The organism is Spirosoma arboris, from assembly GCF_009754945.1.
GTDB lineage: Bacteria > Bacteroidota > Bacteroidia > Cytophagales > Spirosomataceae > Spirosoma > Spirosoma arboris.
Genome location: NZ_WPIN01000007.1, coordinates 244,028 through 270,683 on the forward strand (window position 1 = coordinate 244,028; position 26,656 = coordinate 270,683).

The window sequence follows — 26,656 nt, forward strand, 5'->3', positions numbered from 1 at the left end:
TCCGTGATGCTAAATTAAAAGCAGAGGAAGACCTCATTCAAAAATGACCCGCTCAACGATTTTTCTACTAATCTTCTTTACTCTTTCCGGCTTTTCGGAACGACCAGATAGGCTTGTCAGAAAGTCGGAGAAAATACGGGAGTTTACCATCGTCGAAAACGACACGACGTCTTATACGCTCAAGCTGGCTTTTGATGACCAGGATCGGCCAGCTTATTTCTTCCGAAATGTATTTACACCTGTATGCCTGACAGGTGAGTGTAAACCGGTGTATATTAATTTCTACTGGGACTTGCTGGGCAATTACACGCGCTACGATTTGCCGCCGGGCGAAGTGCTGACCAAAATGGATCACCGGGAATTCAGGCAGGAAGACTACGATAAGCTGCGGGATATTCTGGACAATACAAACTCATTGCTCAAAGACGTAGCGATGGAGGATTTGGTCGGAAAAGGCACCGAAAATCTAGCTGACTCTGTAGATGCGAAGGCTGGTGCTACCTTGAAAACCGTCAAAAATGAGGTGATTGATGGCGCGGTGTATACCTGTTATACACTTTGGCACATCGCTCATGGAAAGGTGGCCGATGAAATGCAAAAGATAACTGAATCGTACCGGACAGACGACTTGTTACACCGGTTCCTGACCAGCAGCAATTACCATTACCAATACTGGGCAATGGAGAAAGTTTTTGATAAAACCGGAAATGTAACAGCGTCGTTCACGCCTGATATTCTGCAAATCATCCGAGGGAAAAACATTTTTACGGCCCGTTCAGCTTTACAAAAACTCGACAATTTATTTTTTGCTGGCAATGCTCGTCAAGTATGGCTTTGGGAGACATACCAATCGGCGGGTTATCCATTACAAATCGTGATTTTGAAGAAACTGGCCAAAATCCCGTTTCAAAATTCGCTGGCCGAATCAACCGCGAAATCAATGATTAACGCCAACCGGGAGCAGTTTACGTTGATGCTCAAGTTGCTGGCAGCCCAACCCAAACTACCCGAAAAAGTCCTGCTAACGATGGCAAATCAATTGGATACGCCCAATCAGGAATATGCAACTGAGATCAACCGAGTCTTAACGTCTTTCCACCCAAAGAACCCCACCATTGTGGCGAAGATGAACGCCTTTAAAAATAAAGCTACTCAAACCGAAAAATGAGATGAAATCAATTTATCAACTTCTGTTCTTCCTGTTGCTTTCTCTGCCTTTGGCGGCTCAGGATCAGGTTTTCGTCGAGACGGAGTCGTTTCAGAATAAAGGCGGCTGGGTAATCGATCAGCAATCCTTTGTGGTTATCGGTTCCTCCTACATGATGGCCCACGGTATGGGACGCCCGGTAAAGGACGCGACCACAACCGTTAGCTTCCCCAAAAAAGGGAAATACCAACTCTGGGTACGCACCAAAGACTGGGCACCTTTCCCGAAAGGGCCCGGAAAATTTCAGGTTGTGGTTGACAACCAGCCCGTAAAGATGGTCTTCGGCGAAAGTGGTTCGGACGAATGGAAATGGTACAACGGCGGAGAAGTTGACATTAAAAATGATCAGACCAGTCTGACTCTGCACGATTTAACCGGTTTCAACGGACGCTGCGACGCGATTCTATTCACCAACGCCCCCAAATTCACACCACCCGATAAGCTGGAAGCGCTGACTACTTTTCGGAATAAACTACTCAATCTGACCGGCACAACGGCCAATGCGGGTCAGTTCGATCTGGTCGTTGTAGGAGGAGGCATTGCGGGAACCTGTGCCGCACTTTCTGCCGCTCGTATGGGCTTAAAAGTGGCCCTGATTCAGGATCGCCCCCTGTTAGGTGGGAATAATAGCTCGGAGGTTCGGGTACACCTTCGGGGAGAAACCGATCAGAATCATTACCCTAAACTTGGACGTATCGTTCGGGAAATGGACAATGGCGATCCGGGCAATGGAAATCCGAACGGCAATGAGTATGGCGACGCTCGTAAAATTGCCATCGTGAAAGCCGAACGGAACATTAAGCTGTTTCTGAACACCCACGTGTATAAAGCCGAAAAAGAGAAGGATAAAGTGACCGCTGTTGTGGGTCGAGATATTGCCACCAACAAGGAAACTCGCTTTGAAGGAACCTACTTTGCCGACTGTACCGGCGATGGAACGCTAGGCTATCTAATTGGTGCTGATTACCGGTTTGGCCGCGAGAGTAAGGCCGAAACGGGTGAATCGCTGGCCGCTGAAAAATCGGATGACTTTACGCTGGGAACATCCAATCTATGGGCATCACTTGATCGCGACACCGTTTCGTCGTTCCCCGAAGTGCCTTGGGCGCTACCTTTTTCGGATGAATATCACATCGACGAAGCTCGCTCTGACTGGCAGTGGGAAACCGGTTTTGGGAATTATAACACTATCACCGACGCCGAGAAGATCCGCGATCATAACCTACGCGCCATCTACGGCAACTGGTCGTATCTGAAGACCAACAAAAAAGAAAAATACGCAAAACGTGAACTCGCCTGGGTTGCCTACATCGGCGGCAAGCGCGAATCCCGCCGATTACTTGGCGATCATATTCTGAATCAGATGGATATTCAGGAGGGGAAACAGTACCCCGATGGAACCGTAACAGCAACCTGGACAATTGACCTCCATTTTCCAGATCCCAAAAACAGTAAGTACTTTGAGGGTCAGGAGTTTTTTGCTGGAACGAAACACATCAAAGTGGCTCCGTACACCATTCCTTATCGCTGTCTGTATTCGAAGAATATTTCCAACCTGTTTATGGCTGGTCGTAACATCAGCACCACGCACGTAGCGTTTGGCAGTACGCGCGTCATGCGTACCTGCGGTATGATGGGCGAGGTTGTTGGCTTTGCATCCTATGTGGCTAAAAAATACAACACGACCCCACGAGGTGTTTATCAGGAACACTTGCCGGAATTTATGGCAATCATCAAAGATGAACCGACAACTGCGAATAGCAAACCGTAAGATTTCCCACGTTCCTCCCCTCTCCCGTTTTGGGCGGTCCGCCGTCGCGGGAGAGGGGCTATATTACTGGTTGACCCTATTTCTCCTAATACCCTCTTTTTCAAAGGCCACCGAACTGCCAATGATCAATCTGGAAGGAGAAGCGCAGGGTACAACGTATCACATCAAGTACCGGGATGAGCGGCAGCGAAATTTCAAAAAAGAAATTGACTCAGTTCTGATAACGATCGACAAATGCCTGTCGACCTATCAGGCAGATTCCGAAATTTCGCGGTTCAATCGGTCGGAGATGCACAAGTTTGAATGGCCTTATTTTTATCCGGTTTTGAAAAAATCGGAAGTGGTATTCCGAGAAACGAATGGGGCCTTCGATCCAACCGTGATGCCGCTGGTAGAAGCTTACGGATTTGGCCCTAAAAAAATACGATTGACAGAGCCGATAAATATCGACTCATTAATACAACTGGTTGGTTTCCAGAAAATTTCGTTTGACTCTTTGTCTATTCGGAAGCTAAAGAAAAACATACGTCTGGATTTCAATGGGATTGCCCAGGGTTACTCGGTCGATGTCGTAGCGGAGTTTCTGGAAAGCAAAGGAATTGATCGGTACATGGTGGAAATCGGCGGAGAGGTTCGTACCAAAGGGCAGAAAGGTGAAGGTCAAGTCTGGACAATTGGCATCGAGAATCCACTCCAGCCCGGAAAAATGCTGACGACAATGAAACTGGTAAATCGGGCAATGACAACTGCCGGAAACTACCGAAACCATTACGAGTCGAACGGCCAGACATTTAGCCATATCATCAACCCCAAAACGGGTTCGATGGAACAGAGTTCGGTGTTGAGCGTAACGGTTTTTGCACCGGATGCTATTACGGCTGATGGTTATGATACGGCGTTTTTCGTGATGGGCCTAGATGCCACAAAGCGGTTTCTGGCCAAAAGAAAAGACCTGGACGTATACATTGTTTATACTGGAGAGGACGGTCAGCCAAAGACATTTATTACAGAGGGATTGAAAAATTGATATAAGTGGTGTCAGTTACTCATAGCTGACACCACAACAGACGAGAAAACAACCATTAACTATGAAGTACCTGAGCGGTCTTTTCTTTTTTCTGTCAGTAATAGCTTTGCAAGCTCAGTCTCCCCAAACCCTGTCGCTAAGTAATGATCGGGTAAAAATCAGTTGGAAAAATACTTCGACTGGTTGGGCGATTGGGCAGGTAGCAGTACGTAAAGGGAGTTCGTGGCTGAACATGGCTAACCCTTCCGGTGAGAACACCTTGCTGTATGCAACTGAAAAACCGTCAGAGAAACCCGACACCACGTTTAAAGACATTACCGGGGCTGATTTCCCAAGCGAAAAATACCATTATCAGCAGGTACAATGGGCCGAGAGCACCAATCCGGTTTCGCTGAATAAAGAGGGGCAGGCTATTCACTTTTTCCCGCAGAAAGCAGAACAGGCTAGTAAAAATAATCTGACCTTTCGGCAGGAAACCGAAGTCGCTACCATTGTTACCGAGTGGACGCTAGACCCGAAGTTCACGTCAGACATTATTGTTAAGCAGACGATTACCCCAAAGAAAGCGGGTTATTTCTCGCTAGCTAGTCCAACGCTAGCTACAATTCCGGAACAGAATTTGGCCTGGGCAACCGTACCAGGCTATTTCCAGGGCAATAAACTTCAGCCAAATTTTGCACTGGCTTATGCCTACGGTCATGGCATCCCAACACTGCCCGTCATCTATCGCGAGCGTTGCGCCAGTACGCTTAGTCCGATGATTACCACCAAAAATGGCATTACGCTGGCCGTTATTCCTGAACCAGGTCTGGCACGTGACCCCTGGGCGAATGACAAAATCACGCAAATCGACTGGAACATCGGGTTGTCGCACATGAACCGCAAAGCCCAGCTTTCGCCAACGCTTTATTATCCTGTTTTGGGCGAGCCAAAATCAGCGTTAAAGATGGGTGAACCTATCAAGTATACTTTTCGATACAGCCTCATTGATGGCGACTGGTTTAAGGCCCTAAACCACGCAGTTTATGATGTGTACCGGTTCAAGGAAACGCTCGGGTTACGACAAAGCAAGCAATCGTTGACCGACCGGATCGAAAAAATGCACCATTATTTGACCGACCCGAAAACGTCGTTATGGAACATTGAGGAATTTGAAGGGAAGAAAATCGGGGCGCAGTCGTATCTGGGTGGTGTGGTTGGCTCCGACAAAGACGCCATGAAAAACTCCGATTACGGTGCGATGTGGATGCTGGCCAACGCGACGAAAGATCCATTGCTTACCCAAAACGTGTTGCCGTACGCCGAGAATTTTAAACTCGCCCAGCAGGAAACTGGCAACAGCTTTTTCAAGGGAGCGCCTGAAGGACAGTATTATCTGGCGAAAAAGAAAAAATTTGTCGAAGAGTGGGGCGAAGTTGTCGAACCCATTGGCCTCACCTATTACACCATGCTCGACATCGGCAATATGCTGTTGTTCGAGCCAAACAGTACCGAGTTAAGAGAACGGCTTCGCTTTGGTGCTGATCGGTTGTTAACATGGCAGAAACCAGATGGTAGTTGGGCCGTCGCCTATGACCGGCATACGGAACAGGAAATCTTCAAAGACATTCTGGATGTACGTCCAACATTCTACGGACTGATCGTTGCCTACCGCATTCTGAAAGATCCGAAATACCTCACTGCCGCCCGCAAAGGTGCCGATTGGTTTCTGAAAAACGCCATCGAAACAGGAAGTTACCTTGGTGTATGTGGAGACGCCCGTTACGCTCCCGATTTCGCAACCGGCCAGTCGGCGCAGGCGCTGCTGGATTTGTATGATTTAACCCACGACGCGCGCTACAAAACATCGGCTATTACAGCCGCCAAAGTATATACCTCTTCTATCTACACCCATCCTATTGCCAGCCACAAGCCCAAAACCGTAAATGGGGTCGCCCGCGAAGATTGGGAGATTAGCCAGACAGGATTAAGTTTTGAGCATGGCGGCATTTTCGGTTCAGCGACTCGTCACGGGCCTATTCAATTGTGCAGTCACGCCGGGCTGTTTATTCGGATGTATGGCTTGACCAAAGAGCCGATTTTTGCCGATATGGCTCGCGCGGGTGCGATTGGGCGAGATGCGTTCGTCGACCCCAAAACCAGCGTAGCCTCTTACTATTGGCAAGCCATGAACAGAGGGGCTGGCCCTTATCCACACCATGCCTGGTGGCAAATTGGCTGGTTGACTGATTATTTGATGGCCGAAGCCGAATTGCGGTCAGCGGGGAAAATAACGTTCCCACGCGGATTTGTAACGCCGAAAGTTGGCCCGCATCAAACGTACGGTTTCAAAGCTGGAACGATCTACGGTCAACCTGCGACCCTACTGATTCAGGAAGAACTGGTAAAACCCGATAGTCCTGTTATCGACTACATTCTTGCGCAGTCTGCCGATCAGAAAAAGCTGTATGTCGTTCTGCAAAATAATCGGGCACAACCAACGAAATCCAACATACAGATTAATCCGGCAGTATTGAAAAAGAGCATTGCAAGCGCTAAGTGGTTACCAACCAATCAGACGGTTTCTGCCAATGCTATTTCGATTGATCTACCAGGATTTGGTCAGAGTGTGCTGGAGATTGATTTACAGTAATTTTTTGACAGGATTTACAGGATGAACAGGATTTTTCTTTTCGTCTCAAATCCTTAAGGTTGAGCGTAATCTTTGATTATGCCGAACACCAGATTGCTGGATGGAATAAAAAATCCTGTTCATCCTGTAAATCCTGTCAAAAATAAAAAAGACATTATGAATACAACCATAGATACAGCAGTCATTGTCATTTTTTCGGCCTTTGTTCTGGGCATCGGGATGCTATTTGCCCGAACGGGCCGGAATCTGAAGTCCTTCTTTGCGGGTGGTGAGGCCGTGCCGTGGTTCATTGGCGGCTTGTCGCTGTTCATGAGCTTCTTCTCGGCGGGTACGTTCGTGGCATGGGGGTCTATTGCCTACAAACACGGCTGGGTAGCCATCACCATTCAGTGGACAATGTGCATTGGTGCTTTGGTAACGGGAATCTATCTGGCTCCCCGTTGGAAACAAACGGGCGCACTAACAGCGGCCGAGTTTATCCGTGCCCGTCTGGGAACGACCGTTCAGAAAGCCTACATCTTCATTTTTACACTGGTTTCGCTGTTCATTAAAGGCTCGGTACTGTATCCAGTGGCCAAATTGGTTAGCTCATCACTCAACTTACCGCTGGTGCCCTGCACAATTGGTCTGGGCTTTTTCATGATTGCCTACACAGCCGTTGGTGGCTTATGGGCCGTTATGGTGACCGACATTTTGCAGTTTGTCGTATTGTCCTCAGCCGTTTTTATTCTCCTACCGCTTTCGCTGGATAAAGTGGGAGGTATCGAAGGATTCACGCAGCACGTACCAGCCGATTTTTTCAATCTTCTGAATGGTGAATACACGTTCGGATTTATAGCTGCCTTTGTCATTTACCACATCTGTTACATCGGTGGCAACTGGACATTTGTGCAACGCTATACAAGTGTCGACAGTCCGAAATCAGCGAAAAAAGTGGCATTTCTGTTTGCCGGATTGTACCTCATCAGCCCAGTCATCTGGATGATGCCGCCCATGATTTATAAAGCCATCAATCCATCGCTAACTGGACTCGATACCGAAAATGCGTATCTCATGATTTGCAAACTCGTGCTGCCACCAGGTCTTCTCGGGCTCATGCTGACGGGCATGTATTTCTCAACATCAGCCAGTGCGAATACAGCTTTGAACGTAGTATCGGCCGTTTTTACGAATGATATTTACAAAGGACTAATCAATCCGAAAGCGTCCGATAAAAAGCTGATTCAGGTGGCTCGGGGTTCCTCCTGGGTGTTTGGATTAGGCATGATTGGGATTGCCCTGATGGTACCCGCAGCCGGTGGCATTGTCGAAGTTGTTCTCAGTATTTCGTCCATTTCGGGCGGCCCACTACTCGCTCCTCCCCTTTGGGCTTTATTCTCAAAACGCCTGACCAGTCGGGCGACGCTTTGGGTAACGGGTATTGGTCTAACCGTCAATCTGTTTTTCAAAATTCTAGCTCCTCTACTTTTAGACTTTAAGCTTACCCGAGGTACAGAAACCATCATTGGCGTCGGGCTTCCCTTGCTGCTTTTACTAGGCTACGAACTATGGGCACGCTCAAAAGACACGACAGCGAGTGAGTATTATCAGTACCTGATTACCCGTCAGCAAAAAAGGGACGATGCGCAAATTGAATCACCAGAAGAAGCCCTGGCCATACGGAAACAGAATCGGTTTGGGTTGCAGGTAATTGCCGGATCACTGGTATTCACTGCGTTAATGCTGGGTGGCTTAAGCACATTTGCCAGCGTGGGCGGAGGTATTACCGCAGGACTTGGCGGTGTAGTTCTGCTGGCAGCATTGATTCCGTATCGTGCTTCTCAACGCGTTCAACTACTACCAGAATCGCAACAGGCGGATAAACTTATCAATTCGAATCACTAATCAATGAAGCACTTAGGTCATACAATACTGCTTATAGTACTAACGAGTCTATTATTCCCAGCACTCGCCCAATACACCATTCGCGATCCGAATGCGATTCCGTTACACGGTCAATGGGTATTTGCGATGGATCCGATGGACGTTGGCGAAACGGCCAAATGGTATCGGGAAGATGCGCCACTAGGCCGTTGGAATAAAGTAACCGTTCCCCACTGTTTCTCAGTCGATCCCCGCTATCAGTTTTATACGGGTACAGCCTGGTACCGCCGGACTTTCCCCTGGCAACCAACTGCAGGCAAACGCGTAATCCTTCATTTGGATGCATCGTATTACGAAACGGCGATCTGGATCAATAACCAGAAAGTCGGTACCCATGAAGGCGGCTACACACCCTTTCAGTTCGATGTAACCAGCTTTTTGAAGGCAACGGGTTCGGATAATACCATTGCGATTTCAGTCAATAACAATACCTGGCGGGTAGGCACTATCCCCGGCGCGAAAGACTACAATGAACCCAATGATCCATTTCCGGGCTGGGTAAACTACGGCGGCCTTATTCGACCCATTTACCTAACCGTTGAGCCAGATGTGTATGTCGAAAATGTAAAAACGGAAGCCATGCCCGATTTAATTAAAGGCACGGCTACGCTGAAAATCAAAACCCGGATTCGCAACGCGAGCGGCCAGACTGTCACGCCAAAACTAGCGTTTCGGGTAGAGCAAAATAGCAAACCCATTACGCTTGTCTGGAAACAGCAACTGGGCAATGTAGCCGCGAACCAAACAGCCGTATTAGAAACAGAAACCGTTCTGAAAGCCGCAGATGTAAAGCTGTGGAGTATCGACCAGCCAACCTTGTATGATATACAGGTAGTAGCGGCTACGGATACCGTTCGAACTCATTTCGGGATTCGGAAGGTTGAGGTTCGAAATGCTCAATTATTGCTCAACGGGCAGCCCATTAAAGTAGCGGGTGGTAATCGTGTAGTAGACTATCCGGGCTTGGGATCGCTGGAGCCTGATTGGCTGGTCGAAAAAGATATGCGACTGATGAAAGAGGCAGGAATGGAACTTCACCGCCTAACGCATTACACACCATCTGAAACCATTTACGACTGGGCCGACCGTAATGGCATGCTGATTATCAGCGAAGCCGGGAACTGGCAATTGACGCCGAGAGAAATGGACAACGATACTATTCGCACGAAATTCCGTCAACAGTTCCGCGAAATGGCCGAACGGGACTGGAATCACCCCTGCGTAATTGCGTATAGTGTGGGTAACGAATACCTCTCCGAGCAGCCCGCGGGCCAGCGCTGGACGAAAGACATGATCGCCTATGCTCGTGAACTCGACCCCACACGTCTGTACACATTTGCGTCCATGCGCTTGAACATCATGCCTAAAAAGCCCGAAGACGAAGCCAGCCAGTATTGTGATTTTATTTCGACCAATACGTATGGCAATCACCTTAACATTCTAAAACATATTCATTCGCTCTATCCCGACAAACCGATTTTCATTAGTGAGTATGGCACACGAGCCGACGGTAAAGATGGAGAAATGGGTCAGGTAACGCACCTTGAGAAGTTTCTCACCGACGTCCGGCAATTGCCTTACATAGTCGGGACTTCGTGGTGGTCGTTTAATGATTACCTGAGTCGACACGATGGCACCAATCCAGACGGTACTCGTCCGTGGGGATTAGTTCGGGGAGACCGGTCGAAGCGACCACTCTACCAAACGCATCAAACGGGTATGGCTCCCGTTACGGTCGAGAAAATCAGTTGGGAAACCGGTAGCGAAGGCGTACATACCTTAAAACTCCGCGTAGCAGCCAGAAACGACTTTCCAGCTTACGCCATCAAAAATTATTCACTAAAAACGAACAACAGAACAATTCCTATCCCCGACCTACAACCAGGCCAACAGGCCGATATAAGCATTCCCGTGCGTGGTTTCGACAAAACGCTGACTGTAGAAGTCATGAAGCCAACTGGATTTTCTATTCTCACCCAAACGATTGATTTAACGAATGATACGCGAACAAGCAGTCGATAAACGAACCCCAAAAACTATTCGCCACGATGCTGACCTGATTGTTGTTGGCGGAGGGCTGTCGGGCGTTTGCTGCGCAATTACGGCTGCCCGGGCAGGCACCCGGGTTGTACTCGTACAAGATCGTCCTGTATTGGGCGGAAACTCATCATCCGAAGTACGATTATGGGTGTTGGGTGCTACCTCACACATGGGCAACAATAACCGCTGGGCACGCGAAGGTGGTGTAATTGACGAACTTCTAGTCGAAAACCTATACCGTAACCCCGAAGGCAATCCACTGATATTTGATACGATACTTCTGGAAAAAGTTATCCTGGAACCAAATATCACCTTGCTGTTGAATACGGCTGTTTATGAAGTTGAGAAATTGGGCGAAAAGATTAGTGGTATAAAAGCCTTTTGCAGCCAGAACAGTACGGCCTACGAACTGGTAGCGCCACTTTTCTGTGATGCCTCGGGCGATGGTATCGTCGGATTTCAATCGGGAGCTGCCTTTCGGATGGGTGCCGAAAGTCGCGAAGAGTTCGGGGAGAAGTTTGCGCCAACAGCAGAATACGGCGAGTTGTTGGGTCATTCGCTTTATTTCTACACCAAAGACACGGGTCGGCCGGTGCGCTTCGTGCCACCAGCTTATGCTCTGGATGATATTACCAAAATACCACGTTACAAACGTTTCAACGCGCAGGAATATGGTTGCCAACTCTGGTGGATTGAATACGGTGGCCGATTAGATACGGTTCACGATACCGAAACCATCAAATGGGAGCTTTGGAAAGTCGTGTACGGTGTCTGGAATTATATCAAGAATTCCGGCCAGTTTCCCGAAGCCGAAACCATGACGCTCGAATGGGTTGGGCAAATTCCCGGCAAGCGCGAAAGTCGCCGATTCGAAGGTGATTACATGCTGACTCAACAGGACGTAGTTGAGCAACGGACACATCCCGATGCCGTAGCTTTTGGCGGCTGGTCGATTGATTTACACCCTGCCGATGGTATTTTCTCCGAGAAACCGGGTTGTAATCAATGGCATAGTAAGGGGATTTATCAAATTCCTTATCGATGTCTGTATAGCCACAACGTACCAAATCTTTTCATTGCCGGGCGTATTATTAGTGCTTCGCACGTAGCGTTTGGTTCATCTCGAGTAATGGCGACTGGTGCCCACGTTGCGCAGGCCGTGGGTATGGCTGCGGCACTATGCACGCAAAATCAGTTGCTTCCCCGCGACTTGACCGAACCGACTCGGATGCAGGAATTACAGCAGGAATTACTAAAAGCGGGGCAGCATATTCCGGGCTTCGTACTTCAGGACAGTACTGACCTCACGCAACAGGCAAAGCTCTCAGCATCCAGTGAATTTGTTTTGAACGAGCTACCGGCTGATGGTCCCTTGTTACCGCTGACTTCTTCTGCCGCTCAAATGTTGCCATTGCCGATTGGCTCTATTCCGCAGCTGACGGCCTTCGTAACAGCCGATCAGGACACGACGCTAACCGTTGAGCTAAGACGAAGTAGCAAACCGTTTAACCATACACCTGATGTAACGCTTGAGACACTAACTATTCCTTTGCGCAAAGGCAAGCAGGACATAAACTTACCTTTTAAGAGCCAGCTTTCGGAGCCGCAATATGTTTTTGTTACGTTTATAAAAAACGAGCACATTCAACTGCAATACAGCCAGTTGCGCGTTACGGGAGTATTATCGGTGTTCAATAAGATCAATCCGGCCGTTTCGAATTATGGAAAACAGGAGCCTTCGGAAGATATTGGCGTCGATACGTTCGAGTTCTGGTGCCCCGAACGCCGACCAGCGGGACATAATATTGCGCTTCGAATTCAAACCGGTATCCGATTATTCAGTCCGACAAACGTTCGGAATGGGATTCAACGCCCCACCAATCAGCCCAACGCCTGGGTTGCAAAAGCTGACGATGTAAACCCTACGTTGACGTTGAGCTGGCCTACTCGCCAAAAAATTAACCGTGTCGAATTACGGTTCGACACCGATTTCGACCATCCGCTGGAAACAGTCATTATGACTCACCCAGAAACCGTCGGGCCGTTCTGCGTGCAGGAATATGTAGTCTGCAACGACCAGCAGGAGCGTATCTACCATCAGACGCATAACCATCAGACCAGCAACACAATCCGCTTCGATCAGCCGATTGAAACGAGTAGCTTGACTATTCATCTGAAGAAAAGCACCAGTCCTGGTCAAGCGGATTTTGCTCCAGCGTCGTTAATGGAAATACGGTGTTATAGGGAGTAATTAAACATAGAGAGTGGTGTCAGGTTTTCGAACCTGACACCACTCTCTATGTTTAATTACTGTTTCAAATCGCCCCGCTTCAACGCTTTTACGGCGTAGTCTGCGGCCCTTGCGGATAGGGCCATATAGGTCAACGATGGGTTCTGGCAAGGCGACGATGTCATGGCGGCTCCATCGGTACAGAACACATTTTTGACGACGTGGTGCTGGTTGAATTTGTTGAAGACGGAATTCTTCGGGCTAGTTCCCATCCGAGCCGTACCCATTTCGTGAATGCTTAATCCCGGATGCGCCTGACTATCGAAACCTTCTATATTCGAGAATCCTGACTTTTCCAGCATTTGAATGGCCTGGTCATGGGCATCTTTTCGCATTAGGGTTTCATTCTCTCGGTAGTGAACGTCCATTTTCAGGACAGGTTGCCCCCATTTGTCCTTAATTTCATCGGTCAAATACACCCGATTATCTTCATAAGGCATACACTCGCCAAAGGCATCAAGTGTAATTTTCCAGGTACCAAACTGGGTAGCTTTCTCTTTAAAATCAGCCCCAAAGCCCTCGTCATGGTAGGCGTGATCCCAGTTTTCACGGTTGGTGTACACCTCAAAACCGTAACCCCGCTTAAAGGCCTGTTTCGCCTGATTAGGCAGGTTTCGGAAACGCGGAATGTATAAGCCTGCCGGGTGTCGACCGTAATAATATTTGTCTAGATCATGGTCGTAATCGGCGGTGGCGCCTACATGAAAATGGTGATCCATTAGATTACGTCCAAGCTGTCCACTATCGTCCATGCCATTTGGAAAGCGCTTTGATTTGGAGTTCATTAGGATATAGGTCGGACCCAGCGCCGATGCATTCAGGAAAATAATGCTGGCTTTAAACTCATGCCATTGGTGCGTTTGCTCGTCAATTACCCGAACACCCGTTGCCTGGCCCGTCTTTTCATCATAAATGATTGAATTGACAATAGAATGTGGGCGAACCGTAAGTCGTTTGGTTCGACGGGCAGCAGGCAGCGTTGCGGATTGCGTGCTAAAATAAGCCCCATATGGACAGCCCCGCATGCAAAGATTTCGATACTGACACTTTGCCCGACCCAGATTCGTCTGTTCTTGGGTTGGTGCCGTCAGGTGAGCCGCTCGTGCCGAAATAACCTTGCGATCTGGAAATTCGCTATTTACGGTTTTTCGAAGATGAGCTTCTACACAGTTGTCGGGCATGGCGGGCTGAAACTGCCCATCAGGCAAATGCGGTAGGCCATCGCGGTTCCCGGCAATACCCGCGAACTTCTCGACGTAGTCGTACCAAGGCGCAATGTCTTTGTACCGAATGGGCCAGTCCGTCGCTATGCCATCTTTGGCGTTAGCTTCAAAATCAAGATCAGAGAAGCGAAACGAATAACGGCCCCACATCAGCGATTTCCCTCCAACCTGATAGCCCCGAATCCAGTCAAACGGTTTTTCTTCAACATATGGATTCTCCAGATCGTTGATGAAGTATTGATGAGTCGCTTCGGTAATCGAGAAACCCGTTCGATTTTGCACAGGGTATTGTTTCAGCAACTCAAGCGGCATGGCCTGATTATGGTGCGGAAAATCCCACGGATTCATGGTGGCCGTGTGGTAATCCTTGACATGCTCAACCATTCGTCCCCGTTCGAGGAGTAATACGTTGAGTCCTTTTTCGCACAGTTCCTTAGCCGACCAGCCCCCACTAATGCCCGAGCCGACAACAATGGCATCGAACTTTTTGCCGGGTGGAATAGATATGTTGTTCATCTTTTTAAAACGCAAAGGAAGCAAAGGTAAGCGCAAAGAACGCAGAGTTTTTTTACAGACTTAGTGAGTTGCCTTTTGCAAAAAAGCAGCAATCTCCATGCCCCAGGCAATGCCGATGTGAATAAGCAAACCACCCCAAATGCTTCGGGTACTTAAGGCCAATACGCCCAACAAATAACCGCCAAATAAGGAAGAAACAGCTTCACCTAATGGCCGTCCAAAGTGGATAGAGCAATACCAAACAACCATTGGCAACACCGCTCCATGCCCAAGAACTCGGCTCATTCCAATCACGAGAAAGCCTCGAAAAAGCAGTTCCGTTGGCACAAAATCCCAGCCATAACAAAGTTCGTAGATGAAAGCTGTTACCCATTCTGGCACGCCGAAGAACTCATTGGCGTTGGTATCGCGGTAGGTCGGGTAAGATTGCAGGAAATCGGGTTGAAACGACGCCAATGTAATAAGCGGAATCATCAGAGCCAGCATCAATGCATATAATACCAAGCCCTTGCGTTTGGGAGCCATGCCATAAAAACTGCTCGGATATGGGTCGACAAACTTATAGAAGAGATACAGAGGGAGTACAATCGTTAAAACCGATTGCAAATTGTGCAGGCAATAGTAAGCAAACACATAAATCTGCCCATCGAATAATTGTCGACTCCATTCGCTGTGCCCGTAAAACCCAGCGTAGATCGAATAGGAAATCAGCGCAACTCCACTACGAAGCCAGAAACCACGGGTTTGCCAGATGTCAGGACGATTATGAAAGTGCGTCCATAACCAGACACTAACGTAGTAGGCAGTGGCATATAGGCAAAAATAAAGAACTGGCCAGATTGGCTTACCCTGAAATGAGTCAATGTAGGCGTCTTCTAGATCAAAGTAGAAATTGACGGTAAGCAGCAACGCAGCCCAGGCAGCAATTGCCAAATAAAGGTCAAGCCGAAAATCAGAGCGAAGATGATTGCGCAGGTCGCGCCAAAGAACTTTCACGTAGGTTTTATATCGGTGTACACCAGTTTTTGTCCTTCCGACGGAGGAGGAATCTCAAGTTTCGTAATAGTCAAGCTTGAGATTCCTCCTCCGTCGGAAGGACAAAAAACGGTTAAAATCCTTCTTTCTCCGCTTCTTTATCTTTTTTCTTTTCGTCTTTCTTTTTCTCTTCTTTTACAACCTTTTGCCCTGGCTGTATTTTGGGTTTTGGAGCAGGTTTGGCTTTAGTTTTATATTGATCGAGATAGCGATCTACAAAGAGTGTCTTCTCATCGACCGTAGCAGGCACAACTTCAATCGTAGCTTTAGCGGAGTTTTTAGAACCTGCAATCAGTCGATCGTTTATATCCTGCTCTGAGGTAATAATAGCCAATTGACCTAAAGCCGTTGGCGAGTTACCCGGTTTGTAGTCGTAAAATACCCACACATCGGGTGAAGCCTCGAGATAAATACTGGCTTCATCTCCGTTACCTGTCTTTCTTATTTCGACAAAGCCGTCCATTTGGGCATTAATGTCGGCTGCCATAATATTCGACACACCTAACTGCCCGGTACTGTAAAAGGCATTGTATTTTGTAGACCAGCGTAGATTGGCGTTAGCCAAGACGAGCATCGCATTTAATTTTGGTGATGCCTGATTGAGCGGTACATGTTGGTTTTGGGCTTTCACACGGTAAGCTTCGACCGCCTGTAAACCAATCAGGGGCAGCAATTTATCCGAAAGCCGGTTCAGATCATCATCAGCTGCTTCATCATTTTTCTCTTCCTGATTTGTTTTAACGAGCTTGTCGGAGATAAGGCCATTAATCGGATCAGGAACGGGAAAAGCGAAAGCCAGCAATGTATTGAATCGATATTGACTACTATCGATATTGATCCGTGCCGACCCAGCCGAGAGCAGGTATTCGTGCGGAGCTGCATTCAGGAGATTCAACTTTCCTTTGAACGTCATTAGCCCACGTGCATCGTTGAACGTAAATGCATTTTCTACTTCATCTTCTACAACAGCAACACTGGCAGTGCTATCAACCTTGGCGCTGTCGGTTTTCGCACTAGCCGTTGCAGGAGCTTCAGCAACAGGCTGGCTCGCTGGTGAATCGCTACCTTTTGACGTTATTCGATACACCTTATCCTTCTCGTCGTAGCGCATAACACCCGTTGCAGAAAAGAGATCATCGTCTTTTGCATCTTCTTTGGGCGACAGGAAGGTTGGGTATAAGCCGGCCCCGCCCAACCGGAAATGAATTCCGGCAACTAATTGCTGCGCTCCTTCATTTTTTAGATTTTTATCTACCTTAATTTCAAGCCGCTCGGCTACTTTTTCTTTGAACGGAATCCAGCCACCAACTAAATCCTGCCGTTTTTTCAGGGCTGGTTTAATAAATCCGTCCATAGCCAGATCGCGGGAAGGGGCCTGCATAGCAATGGTCCCCTTGAACAGCATTTTAGGCGCCAATTGCAGGTTATCATCTTCATCAACTTCAGCTCGGGCAACGGTGAAATAAGTTGTTACTGGCTTGGCTGCTGCCGAACGGCGACTTTTAGGTGTTTTCTTGGCATCGGCAGTCAGGTTAGCTGAGGCTACGGCAGGCGCTTCCTTCAATTCGAAACTACCCATTTTAATGCTGGCAGTATCTCCTTTGGCAGTAGCGAATTGATACGTAGCATCACCCGCAAAACGCGTCCGGGAAAGCACCTGAATGTTCCCGTTTTTCAGTCGGTGAAACAGATTAATCGTATCTAATTCGAGCTTTGCATTTTTTAGTGCCAGCATTTCGCCGTTACGCCGGATAGATACCAACCCTTTGTCAGGATAAATACGGGCATCTGCCGATGTGATATAAGGAACACCGCTAATGTTTAAAGTACGCTTTTCCACATCATACAAAGCCGCCGACCCGTTGAAGGTTAGCCCTTCCTGCTCTTCGGCAGTAGCCGTGAAGGTTGATGTTTTCACGTCGCCCTTCATGGCAATAGTTTTAGCATTTACATTCCACTGAGCCCGGTTAATGCTGGTTTTATAGGCAGCAAATGGGAATTCCATACTGGCTTGTACTGTATCGCCAATACTTTCCTTTTTCGTGATCGCTAAACCAACAATGCCTTTTACCTGGTTAAAGTCTACATCAATATCGTTCCCCAGCAGAATGGGTTTACCAATCTGCGTTCCTGGAGTCTCAGTAGTCGGGACGATCTTAAAATGAGCATTACTAGCCAGGAAACCCTCTTTGTTAAATTTGATACTGTTTGAAATTGTCTCGGAATCTTTCCGACGCAGAGTTCCATTTCCAAATAATCCAGAAGAACGCAATACCAAACCACCTTCGAGATTGGTCGTTGCGCTGTACAAATTGAAGTTATTTTTCTGCGTGGTAATGACCATGCTATCTGCTTTAGGCCACCACTTGAGACTGAAATTGTTCACCTGAACCTGCGGAAAATAGCCTTTCCCGATCAAGCCTTCCTTAATTTCTCCCTTTTCACCAGAGGCCAGCAGCGAATCAGTCATGAATAAAATGCCTTTGGTATTCAGGCTGGCCGTCATGTGGCTCAGTACGCCTTCAGACCGAAGTCCGCTTTTATCCATAACCACCTCACCCGTAAACTTTACCGTTGACGGTGTTGCCCCTTTCTTACCTGCATAAACAGGGTAGCCTGTTGCCGGTGCCTTGTGTACGAAGCCCAGTGTATTGTCGGGCATGGTTACTAGCTGTGCTTTGAAGGGTGGAAAAATGCCATCGGAGAAGAAGGTACCCACAAAGGAAATATCGCCCTTCCCAAGGCTATCGTTGTCAATAGCCGGAATTTTGAAATAGACTTTCTGATTATACGTGATATTGCCCCGCACAGGTTGATTGAAATACACAGTCATTCCCTCAGGCATCACCAATCGCTGGGTAGTTTTCTTGCCGGCAACCTGACCGGATTTGTTATCGGCACTTGCTAAATAGACTGTGCCGGGATTCTCGTATTTAATATCGCCCCCAATTTCTCCCTCTTTTCCCTGTGCCGCCAGTTTCTGTGACGAGAAGGTAATCGAGTCAATCTTGTTGAGGTTCATCGAGAACTTGTCGTAATTAAACTTAAGATCCCGACCCGCATAGCGTAACGTCCCGGCTTTTAGTTGACCGTTGAGCGTGAAGTCTCGGCCTTTACCAATTCGTAGTGTTTTATCGGACGGGTAACCAAATACCTTCAACGAATCCGATATTGTGAATTGATTAACCCCTCGGATGGTCAGAATTTTGTCGTCGAGATTGATGCTGGCGTTCTTGATACTATCATTTGAGGCAAATACCGATTGTACCTGGAAGTTATCATAGTCGCTTTTCTTCGAATAGGCCAGCACATACAGAATCCCTTTCTGACTCAACCGCATCTCTTGTGTTATAGGATTACGAGTCATATACCCTTCCAGCACCATTCGATTCAGCGAACCCCGCAGCGATACAGGGTTAACTTTTTTGGCAAACTGGATAATATCATCCTCATAGAAAATCCGTTGCTTTTGAGTCGAGATATAATTTGCTACAATTTGCAAAGGATGGAATCCATAGTCGACTGTCAGGTCGGCATAACGTTGCGGCTGGAAGTAATCGAACGACTCGAACCGTACCGGAACTTCCCGCTTGGCCCCAACCTGATAGAAATCAACCTTTCGACGTGGCAGGTCCCAGCGTACGATTTCGGGCAATATATAAAACTTATGGTATGAGTCGGCGTAGGGAACACGGGCGTAATCAGTCCGCTGCTCACGATCCAGCCAGGCAATACGTTGTTTTTTGTCATATCGCAGCATCACAGATGGATGCGTAATCGAATCGGTCTCTATGTAACCAATAAATGAAGCTGACGTAGCCGAAATAGTTGGCCGCGCTCCACCCTTTGTAGAAACGGCCGGTTTTGCCGGTTCGGTTGTGTTAAAGCCAGACTGTGCTAATCCTGCCTTAGTTGAATCGACAGACGTCGTGTCGCTCATGTTGAAATCGAATCGGCGGCTGGTTGCTTTAAAGGCCGGTTTCCCATTGTATTTAACCGTCAGTTGGGCAGGCTGTCCACTGGCCGATGCCCCCACCATTTGCGTTCCCGACAGGGCTAATCCACCCCGGTAGTCAATATCTGGCCCCAGGTCAGGCAGTTTAACGTCGTTCTGCCAGGACATGAAGCGCGGATATGTAATGGGCCCGCCTTTTTTCTTGCAGACGTATTCAAACACACCTTTAATCGGCTTGGCAGGTCCATAGGTCAATACAACATCATCGGCCTGCAAACGCGGATTCATGGTCGTGAGTGCATACTCACTTAATGTTACAAAAATATCAGGACGACCAGCGTTCGTCCAGGTAAACTTACCACCCTGGCCAACTAGGACACCATCTTTGAGCATTAAATCACCATTGGTATTCGCTAACACTGCCGAATCGCCATTCGCGACCATGGCTAGTGTCACGTCTTTCAACGTAATCAGGGCCCCCGAAACGGTCGGAATAAGTCGACGCTGCGGAATGTATTGAGGTCCCAACTGACGCGGCTGCGTAGAATCAGCAACAGCGGGTGTATCCCAGCCATCAAACCGTGATCGCTCAGCGGCAGCTTTTGCCGCTGCAATGGAATCTGCCGGCGTCTGAATCGCACCTGGCTGGACAGGTTTTATCGCTTCGACATAGCGCAGTTCATACGTTCCGCCAAGTGCATAAAGTTTGTTATAATTACTGGCATAAAGCTCATGCCGCTCCATAAATCGCCGAGTAGTTTCAAGGCTTCGGGCAAATGTTTTGGGATCATTAGTGTCGAATAACTTCTCGGCAATTGTTAATAGGCCGTCAGTATTGGTAGCGGGTTGTTGCTGAGCGGTCAGATAAAGGGCTTCATAGAAAGGCGTAAAGTGCGTAGCTGCCGGAAGCCGTTTCTGATTCATTTTCCGACTCAATACCATCACTCGTTCCTGTTGCTGTGCAGAGAGTCGATTTTCGGACCAGAGTGCCTGTAAATTCGTTCCCGCCCGAACAGCCACCGGCCCACCTGTCGCCATTAACTTCTGTACGTCGGCCATAAACTGGTCTGGCTTATCGGAAAGCCGAACCGCCTGACCGAACGAGACAGTCAGGGTGATCATGGGTATTATCAGACTATAATAAATACGATTCATATCCAGCAGCTGATTGATGTTCGACAGTCGAACCTTATCAGGGTTTATAAAATGACAAAGAAGTCCATTGATTTGTTGTTGCTCGATTGGCCAGACTCAATCCGACCTCCAACGCTTTCTGTTCAATATCTGGCGCGTCGTTTTCGTAAAAACCACTCACAACAAGATACCCATTATTCCTCAATAAGTTTGTGTAAGAGGGGATTTCGGCCAGCAATATATTTCGGTTGATGTTGGCGAGTACGATATCGTATTGGGTCGTTGGGTCAACATCGGCAATGGTTCCCTGAAACACCGTAATCTGTGGGCAGTCGTTTAGTTCAGCATTTTCGCGGGCATTTTCAACGGCCCACTCTTCAATATCGAAGGCCAGTACCGTCTGGGCACCCATTTTCTCAGCCAGAATCGCCAGAATGCCGGTACCACTACCCACATCGAGTACTGATTTTCCGGCAAAATCAAGGCCGAGCTGTTGTTCCAGCATCATGGCGGTGGTTTCATGATGGCCGGTACCAAACGACATCTTCGGATTGATGACTATGTCGTAACGAAACCGGGCATCCGACTCATGGAAGGACGCCCGGACCCGAACCTGGTCGGCAACTTCTATCGGCTCATATTCTCGTTCCCACTCGGCGTTCCAGTTTCGTTTTTCTAACGAACTAACTTCGTAGGCTATTGCGGTCTGACCCTCGTATTTAACAATCAATTCCTGAATGGCCTTTTCATCAAAATCCGACTCAATGATGTAGGCATTCAGACCTTCGTCGGTTTCAACGAATGACTCAAAACCAAGTTCGGCCAGTTCGGCGGTGAGGATATCGGTATAATCGGGCGACAGGCGCAGTTGGAGTTCACAATAATTCATACATCAAAGTAACGAAAAAGGGGTAAGTTGTTCGATGTGTAGAACCTTTTTCACTTATTTCACTTTACCAGATTTTACCGAAACAACCTGCCTAACGATTCTATTATCCTAGATACAAACCCTCTCAAAGCAATCGTGAAAAACGCTTTCCTGATTATTGATGCTCAATACGATTTCTGTCATCCCAATGGCGCCTTATTTGTGCCAGGAGCAGAGCAAGATGTTGATCGAATGGCCAAACTTATTCGGCAACATACGGGTCAGATTGATCATATTGTTGTTACGCTCGATACACATCATATTTTAGATATTGCTCATCCGCTATTCTGGCAGGATGCCACAGGCAATCACCCTGCACCTTTTACCCCGATTACGGGTGCAGCTGTTGATGCTGGCTTATGGATACCCCGTTTTTCTCCCGAAAAGGCCATAAAATACGTTCACGATCTTGAAGCAGATGGGCAGTTTACCCATTTCATCTGGCCACAACACTGTTTAATTGGTTCACGGGGAGCTGCATTGCACGACACTCTACTCGATGCACTGAAGGATTGGTCTCGACAGCGTGATCTTGACTATGTAGCTGTGCAAAAAGGGTTATATCCCCTATCTGAACACTTTGGTATTTTTCGGGCGCAGGTGCCTGATCCAACCGTGCCCGAAACTCAACTCAACACTGCCTTGATTGATGATTTGGCACGCTTCGATACAGTTTATCTAATGGGCGAAGCCAAATCGCACTGCGTAGCCAATAGTCTCAAACAGCTGTTGGATTTTGCACCTGAACTTGTTTCCAAACTGGTTGTCGTGACCGATTGCATGTCTGATGTTACAGGATTAGGCTACTTAGGCGATACAATTTATGCCGAAGCGCACGCCCGAAACGTCCGTTTTGTGGAATCAGACGCTATTTTCAACTAAAACCCGTACCTTTTCGGCGTTATGGAAAAAATGCTCTCCTTATTTCCTCTTAGCCTAATTGTTTACCCCGGCGAGGATTTGAATCTCCACATTTTTGAACCAAGGTACCGCCAACTTATCGATGAGTGCCTGGAGGAAGAACGGACGTTTGGGATTCCAGCTTTCATTAATAATAAACTTCCCGGCTACGGCACAGAAATGCATGTGACAACGCTGCACAAGCGATATCCCGATGGCCGCATGGATATTAAATCGAAAGGATTGGGAGTTTTTCGGTTAGTCAATTTCGAAAATCCTTTACCTGGAAAACTCTACGCTGGTGGTGAAGTAGAGTTAGTTGAACCTAGTGACAGTTTCAGCGCACATGCATCAGCACTAACTGAACGATTAGAACAACTATATACTCTACTGGAGATTGAACCCGACTATACATCAACAGTCGAGAATCTTTCGTATAAAGTAGCTCATAAAGTTGGGTTATCAGTAGAGCAGGAATACGAGTTACTGACATTAGAAACCGAAGCGGAACGGCAGCTTTTCCTAATTCAGCATTTAAATACAGTATTACCAGTCGTATCGGATATGGAGCGGACAAAACAGCGCATCCGAATGAACGGCCATTTCAAAAATCTTGACCCGCTTAATTTTTAGTGATTAGTGGAGTGTGTGAAGTAAGTGAAATGAGGAAAACCTACTCCACTAACTCTTCTCTTCCACTTTGCCAATCTTCTTGGCTCGTTTGGGTAGTTGTTCGGCTAATTCCTGTAGGTTTTTTATAGGAGGGCGAGGTTTTTCAGCTTCGCCAATCAGAAATCCATAGGGTTTGAGCGGCTGCGTTGCGTCGAAAATAACTTTCAGGATAGCGGTTAATGGTAAGGCCAAAACCAGTCCAGGAAGTCCCCAGATATTTTCCCACAAAATGAGCACAACAATGGCGGCCAATGGATTAATACTTACTCTGGAACCAATAATGTAGGGAGTAATGAAGTTGCCTTCCAGGGTTTGTACAAACAAAAACACGCCAATCACGCCCAATGCTTTGAGCGGATTGTCCTGCGTAACCAGGGTATATGCCGCTGGCAATAAGGAGCCCATAGAAAGGCCAAAGTAGGGAATCAGTACTAAACAGGCACCAAAGAATCCAAAGAAAACAGCATAATCTACGCCTAGAATGAGCAGGCCAACCGTCATGAGCGTCCCGATGATAAGAATGACCAGAACCAGCCCAGCCAGATAATCCTTCACGACTTCATAAATTCCCTTCATCACGTCATCGATCTTCGATCGGCGTACACCACGCAATATTTTATAGAAGAAAGACCGGAAGAAATCCCGATAAAGCAAAAAGAAGAAGGCAAACAATAAGACAAGAAACAGATTAGTAATTATATTGGTCGTTGCTAATAGGGTCGATGTCAGGATGGTGCCGCCTTCTGCCAGGGCTTGATTAAGGTATTTTTTTACTTCAGTAACCTGTCGTTGCCTATTTATATTTAAATGCTCGTCGGCAAACGTTTGTATGCTATCAATGTACTCGCTCCCGCGCTTAACGAACTTTGGAATAACTTCGGCAAAGCTGCTTATCTGAACCGAAATAGCATAAAACAAACCACTTAGTATGGCCAACGATAATATCAGGCATAATATAATAGCCAGCACTCTTGGTACTCTCCAATTTTCGAGCCGTTGCACTAGTGGGAATAGCAAAACAGCAAACAAAATGGCAAAAACCAGGGGAATAAGGAGCCCTTCCAGCATGTGAAGGCCATAGACTATAATAACTATCGAAAGTAGTACGCTGGCAAGTTTAACATAAGAAGGCAATTGAACCTCCGAAGATTGATTATCCATAATGGCAGGCAACAACCGATGATGGCTTTGTTTTGTAATAGCATTCGGCTGAATTCCCTACCTAGCCAACCATCTACTATTCGCTTTAGTTTGAGGGAATATGATTCTTTCGTTTGATCAATAAACTCGTTTTTACTTAGAAATAACGCAAGACATTTATGACTAAGCTGTTAAGTTTTTGTTAAGTATGCGTTTAGTATTGGTAACGTTGCGGATAAGCCACGTAACTTCGGGCTGCCGATGTTAGGCAATCTACTAAAAGTAGGTCATACTCACCAATTTCCACTTCGCATGAGTGCTGCCAAAGCTGCTCAACCTCTGCATCGCGTTTTAGTCGTAGACGACGACGCCGACATTGTTGAAATGCTCGAATATAACCTCAATAAAGAAGGTTACGAGGTTCGTACAGCAACCGATGGACGGAAAGCCATCGAGATTGCCAGAACATATCTGCCCGAGTTGGTTCTGCTCGATATTATGATGCCCCATCTGGATGGCATCGAAACCGGGCGACAACTACGCGACATTGCCGAATTGCGCCAAACGTACATTCTTTATCTAACTGCCCGTTCGGAAGAATATTCAGAAGTGGCGGCTTTCGACGTTGGTGCCGACGATTACATAACGAAACCAATTAAGCCCCGTGCGCTGATGAGTCGGATTAATGCCCTGTTCCGGCGCGAAGCTCAGAAGGCTGATCCAGGTGAGCAAATTACGATTGCCGATCTATTAATTAACCGCAAAAATTATTCGGTTAGTCAGAACGACAAGTCGATTATTTTGCCAAAGAAAGAATTTGAATTATTGTTTTTTTTGGCGCAACATCCCAACAAAGTCTGCAGCCGGGAAGAGTTGCTTCAGAAAATCTGGGGAGCCGACATTTATGTTCTCGAACGCACCGTGGACGTGCATATCCGCAAGCTCCGCGAGAAAATCGGCGATACGCACATCCGTACCCTCAAGGGCGTAGGCTATATGTTTACCGATCAGCCAGAAGTTGGTTGACTTGGTGAAATAGGTGGAGTGAGTGCAGTGAGTTAATTTTGTCATGTTACGAGTGTTACAAACTATCTGGCTGCTGGCATCACTCCACGTATTGCACTCACTCCACTAATTGACTCTAAATGTCTTTAAGTCCCCGCATTATTGCGCTTTTATTGGCTTGCCTGATTTCGGCATTGACGCTGGCCTTTTTAACATTTGTTGATGGGGTGACCAACAGCATGCTGTTTGTGGTTGGGCTTTCGTCGTTTGCAATTTCGTTTTTTCTGGTGCTGTATGCTATTGAATTGCTCGTATTTCGCGAAGTCAATAAGATGTACAAAACCATTCATCAACTTAAAATTCGCGACTTCAGCATCTCCCGGAAGTCAATCATCAAGAATAACAATCCGTTCAAAAAGTTAAACGATGAAATCTTCGTGTATGTCGCCCGCAAACAACGGGAAATTGACGAATTGAAACGATTGGAGCAATTCCGTCGGGAGTTTCTGGCCGATGTATCTCATGAATTAAAAACACCCATTTTCGCAGCCCAGGGCTTTATTCACACCCTCATTGATGGAGCGGTCGATGACGAAAAGGTTCGGGATAAGTTTCTGTCGAAAGCCGCCAAAAGTCTTGATGGTCTCGATGCACTGGTGAAAGACTTAGTCGCCCTTTCTCAACTGGAAACCGGCGAAGTAAAAATGAGTTTTGGTCGTGTCGATCTTACTCACGTAACCCAGGAAGTATTTGATCAGTTAGAATCGATTGCCCAGGCAAAAAAAGCGTCGCTCACTATACGAACAACCCAACCTGGCCCGGTATGGGTCAAAGCTGACTCGCAACGTATTACGCAGGTAATGACGAATCTGGTGGAGAATGCGGTGAAGTATGGTAACGAAAACGGCCGGGTTGTGGTGAATCTTGAAGAAGACAAAAAGCACATTCTCGTATCTATTCGAGACAATGGCCCTGGCATTCCACCTGAGCACCTAAGCCGAATTTTTGAGCGCTTTTACCGTGTTGAAAAGAGTCGCTCCAAGGATCGTGGAGGTACGGGATTAGGGCTTGCCATTGTAAAACACATTCTAAACGCTCACAAGACCAAAATTACCGTAATGAGCAAGGTTGACAAGGGCACAACATTCCGATTCAAACTAGACCGGATGGAGTAGGTTAGGTGAAGTGGTTAAAGTAAGTGCAGTTAGTGTAGTAGTTAATTGCGAATTGACTACTACACTAACTGCACTTACTTTAA

At 47.3% G+C, this 26,656-nt stretch carries 16 protein-coding genes; 11 read left to right on the top strand and 5 right to left on the bottom strand.

The window, feature by feature from the left end:
- Nucleotides 1-43: 43 nt before the first annotated feature.
- The 7 genes from GO755_RS19990 to GO755_RS20020 all read left to right on the top strand — a co-directional run bounded on the left by GO755_RS19990 (nt 44) and on the right by GO755_RS20020 (nt 12,851).
- A complete protein-coding gene (locus GO755_RS19990) occupies nt 44-1,168 on the top strand; it encodes a hypothetical protein (RefSeq protein ID WP_198174873.1) in 1,125 nt (374 codons plus the stop codon).
- A gap of 1 nt (nt 1,169) precedes the next feature.
- Complete coding sequence (locus GO755_RS19995) at nt 1,170-2,978, top strand: FAD-dependent oxidoreductase (protein WP_157587064.1); 1,809 nt, start codon at nt 1,170-1,172, stop codon at nt 2,976-2,978.
- On the top strand, nt 2,947-4,005 hold the full coding sequence (locus GO755_RS20000; protein WP_157587065.1) for an FAD:protein FMN transferase: 1,059 nt from the start codon (nt 2,947-2,949) through the stop codon (nt 4,003-4,005). The genes GO755_RS19995 and GO755_RS20000 overlap by 32 nt, the downstream gene beginning before the upstream one ends.
- Nucleotides 4,006-4,066: 61 nt before the next feature.
- Entirely contained in the window at nt 4,067-6,637 is a 2,571-nt protein-coding gene (locus GO755_RS20005) for a glycoside hydrolase family protein (RefSeq protein WP_157587066.1), read from the top strand.
- 156 nt (nt 6,638-6,793) lie between these two features.
- Nucleotides 6,794-8,521, top strand: coding sequence for a sodium:solute symporter family protein (locus GO755_RS20010; protein WP_157587067.1), 1,728 nt, complete (start codon nt 6,794-6,796; stop codon nt 8,519-8,521).
- Between the two features lie 3 nt (nt 8,522-8,524).
- Complete coding sequence (locus tag GO755_RS20015) at nt 8,525-10,582, top strand: glycoside hydrolase family 2 protein (protein ID WP_157587068.1); 2,058 nt, start codon at nt 8,525-8,527, stop codon at nt 10,580-10,582.
- Entirely contained in the window at nt 10,557-12,851 is a 2,295-nt protein-coding gene (locus tag GO755_RS20020; protein ID WP_157587069.1) for an FAD-dependent oxidoreductase, read from the top strand. Before GO755_RS20015 ends, GO755_RS20020 begins: the two co-directional genes overlap by 26 nt.
- A gap of 56 nt (nt 12,852-12,907) precedes the next feature.
- Here the strand turns inward: GO755_RS20020 and GO755_RS20025 are convergent, their stop codons facing one another.
- The 4 genes from GO755_RS20025 to prmA all read right to left on the bottom strand — a co-directional run bounded on the left by GO755_RS20025 (nt 12,908) and on the right by prmA (nt 21,642).
- The gene (locus tag GO755_RS20025) at nt 12,908-14,629 is read right to left on the bottom strand and encodes a GMC oxidoreductase (protein WP_157587070.1); all 1,722 of its coding nucleotides are present in this window, start codon (nt 14,627-14,629) and stop codon (nt 12,908-12,910) included.
- Between the two features lie 60 nt (nt 14,630-14,689).
- Nucleotides 14,690-15,625, bottom strand: a complete 936-nt coding sequence (locus tag GO755_RS20030; RefSeq protein ID WP_317165916.1) for a CPBP family intramembrane glutamic endopeptidase — start codon at nt 15,623-15,625, stop codon at nt 14,690-14,692.
- A 112-nt stretch (nt 15,626-15,737) separates the two neighbouring features.
- The gene (locus GO755_RS20035) at nt 15,738-20,774 is read right to left on the bottom strand and encodes a hypothetical protein (protein ID WP_157587071.1); all 5,037 of its coding nucleotides are present in this window, start codon (nt 20,772-20,774) and stop codon (nt 15,738-15,740) included.
- A 37-nt stretch (nt 20,775-20,811) separates the two neighbouring features.
- A complete protein-coding gene (prmA, locus tag GO755_RS20040) occupies nt 20,812-21,642 on the bottom strand; it encodes a 50S ribosomal protein L11 methyltransferase (RefSeq protein ID WP_157587072.1) in 831 nt (276 codons plus the stop codon).
- Between the two features lie 135 nt (nt 21,643-21,777).
- Here prmA and GO755_RS20045 point away from each other — a divergent pair, with 135 nt between their 5' ends.
- Entirely contained in the window at nt 21,778-22,563 is a 786-nt protein-coding gene (locus GO755_RS20045; protein WP_317165917.1) for a cysteine hydrolase family protein, read from the top strand.
- A gap of 21 nt (nt 22,564-22,584) precedes the next feature.
- Nucleotides 22,585-23,214: an LON peptidase substrate-binding domain-containing protein gene (locus GO755_RS20050; protein WP_157587074.1), complete on the top strand. Its 630-nt coding sequence runs from the start codon at nt 22,585-22,587 to the stop codon at nt 23,212-23,214.
- Between the two features lie 48 nt (nt 23,215-23,262).
- Here GO755_RS20050 and GO755_RS20055 read toward each other — a convergent pair whose 3' ends face one another.
- Nucleotides 23,263-24,414 (bottom strand): AI-2E family transporter, encoded by a 1,152-nt coding sequence (locus GO755_RS20055; RefSeq protein WP_157587075.1) that lies wholly within the window; start codon nt 24,412-24,414, stop codon nt 23,263-23,265.
- Nucleotides 24,415-24,705: 291 nt separating this feature from the next.
- Between GO755_RS20055 and GO755_RS20060 the strand changes: the two genes are divergently transcribed.
- Together GO755_RS20060 and GO755_RS20065 are read left to right on the top strand one after the other, a co-directional pair.
- Nucleotides 24,706-25,419 carry a response regulator transcription factor gene (locus tag GO755_RS20060; RefSeq protein WP_157587076.1) on the top strand — a complete coding sequence of 238 codons (714 nt, stop codon included), beginning with the start codon at nt 24,706-24,708 and terminating at the stop codon, nt 25,417-25,419.
- A 119-nt stretch (nt 25,420-25,538) separates the two neighbouring features.
- Nucleotides 25,539-26,573: a sensor histidine kinase gene (locus tag GO755_RS20065; protein WP_157587077.1), complete on the top strand. Its 1,035-nt coding sequence runs from the start codon at nt 25,539-25,541 to the stop codon at nt 26,571-26,573.
- Nucleotides 26,574-26,656: the final 83 nt, after the last annotated feature.

What these genes read in the sequence shown, in the direction of transcription:
- GO755_RS19990 (WP_198174873.1), top strand. Translation starts at nt 44, where the DNA reads ATGACCCGCTCAACGATTTTTCTACTAATCTTCTTTACTCTTTCCGGC.
- GO755_RS19995 (WP_157587064.1), top strand. Translation starts at nt 1,170, where the DNA reads ATGAAATCAATTTATCAACTTCTGTTCTTCCTGTTGCTTTCTCTGCCT.
- GO755_RS20000 (WP_157587065.1), top strand. Translation starts at nt 2,947, where the DNA reads ATGAACCGACAACTGCGAATAGCAAACCGTAAGATTTCCCACGTTCCT.
- GO755_RS20005 (WP_157587066.1), top strand. Translation starts at nt 4,067, where the DNA reads ATGAAGTACCTGAGCGGTCTTTTCTTTTTTCTGTCAGTAATAGCTTTG.
- GO755_RS20010 (WP_157587067.1), top strand. Translation starts at nt 6,794, where the DNA reads ATGAATACAACCATAGATACAGCAGTCATTGTCATTTTTTCGGCCTTT.
- GO755_RS20015 (WP_157587068.1), top strand. Translation starts at nt 8,525, where the DNA reads ATGAAGCACTTAGGTCATACAATACTGCTTATAGTACTAACGAGTCTA.
- GO755_RS20020 (WP_157587069.1), top strand. Translation starts at nt 10,557, where the DNA reads ATGATACGCGAACAAGCAGTCGATAAACGAACCCCAAAAACTATTCGC.
- GO755_RS20025 (WP_157587070.1), bottom strand. Translation starts at nt 14,629, where the DNA reads ATGAACAACATATCTATTCCACCCGGCAAAAAGTTCGATGCCATTGTT.
- GO755_RS20035 (WP_157587071.1), bottom strand. Translation starts at nt 20,774, where the DNA reads ATGAATCGTATTTATTATAGTCTGATAATACCCATGATCACCCTGACT.
- prmA (WP_157587072.1), bottom strand. Translation starts at nt 21,642, where the DNA reads ATGAATTATTGTGAACTCCAACTGCGCCTGTCGCCCGATTATACCGAT.
- GO755_RS20050 (WP_157587074.1), top strand. Translation starts at nt 22,585, where the DNA reads ATGGAAAAAATGCTCTCCTTATTTCCTCTTAGCCTAATTGTTTACCCC.
- GO755_RS20055 (WP_157587075.1), bottom strand. Translation starts at nt 24,414, where the DNA reads ATGGATAATCAATCTTCGGAGGTTCAATTGCCTTCTTATGTTAAACTT.
- GO755_RS20060 (WP_157587076.1), top strand. Translation starts at nt 24,706, where the DNA reads ATGAGTGCTGCCAAAGCTGCTCAACCTCTGCATCGCGTTTTAGTCGTA.
- GO755_RS20065 (WP_157587077.1), top strand. Translation starts at nt 25,539, where the DNA reads ATGTCTTTAAGTCCCCGCATTATTGCGCTTTTATTGGCTTGCCTGATT.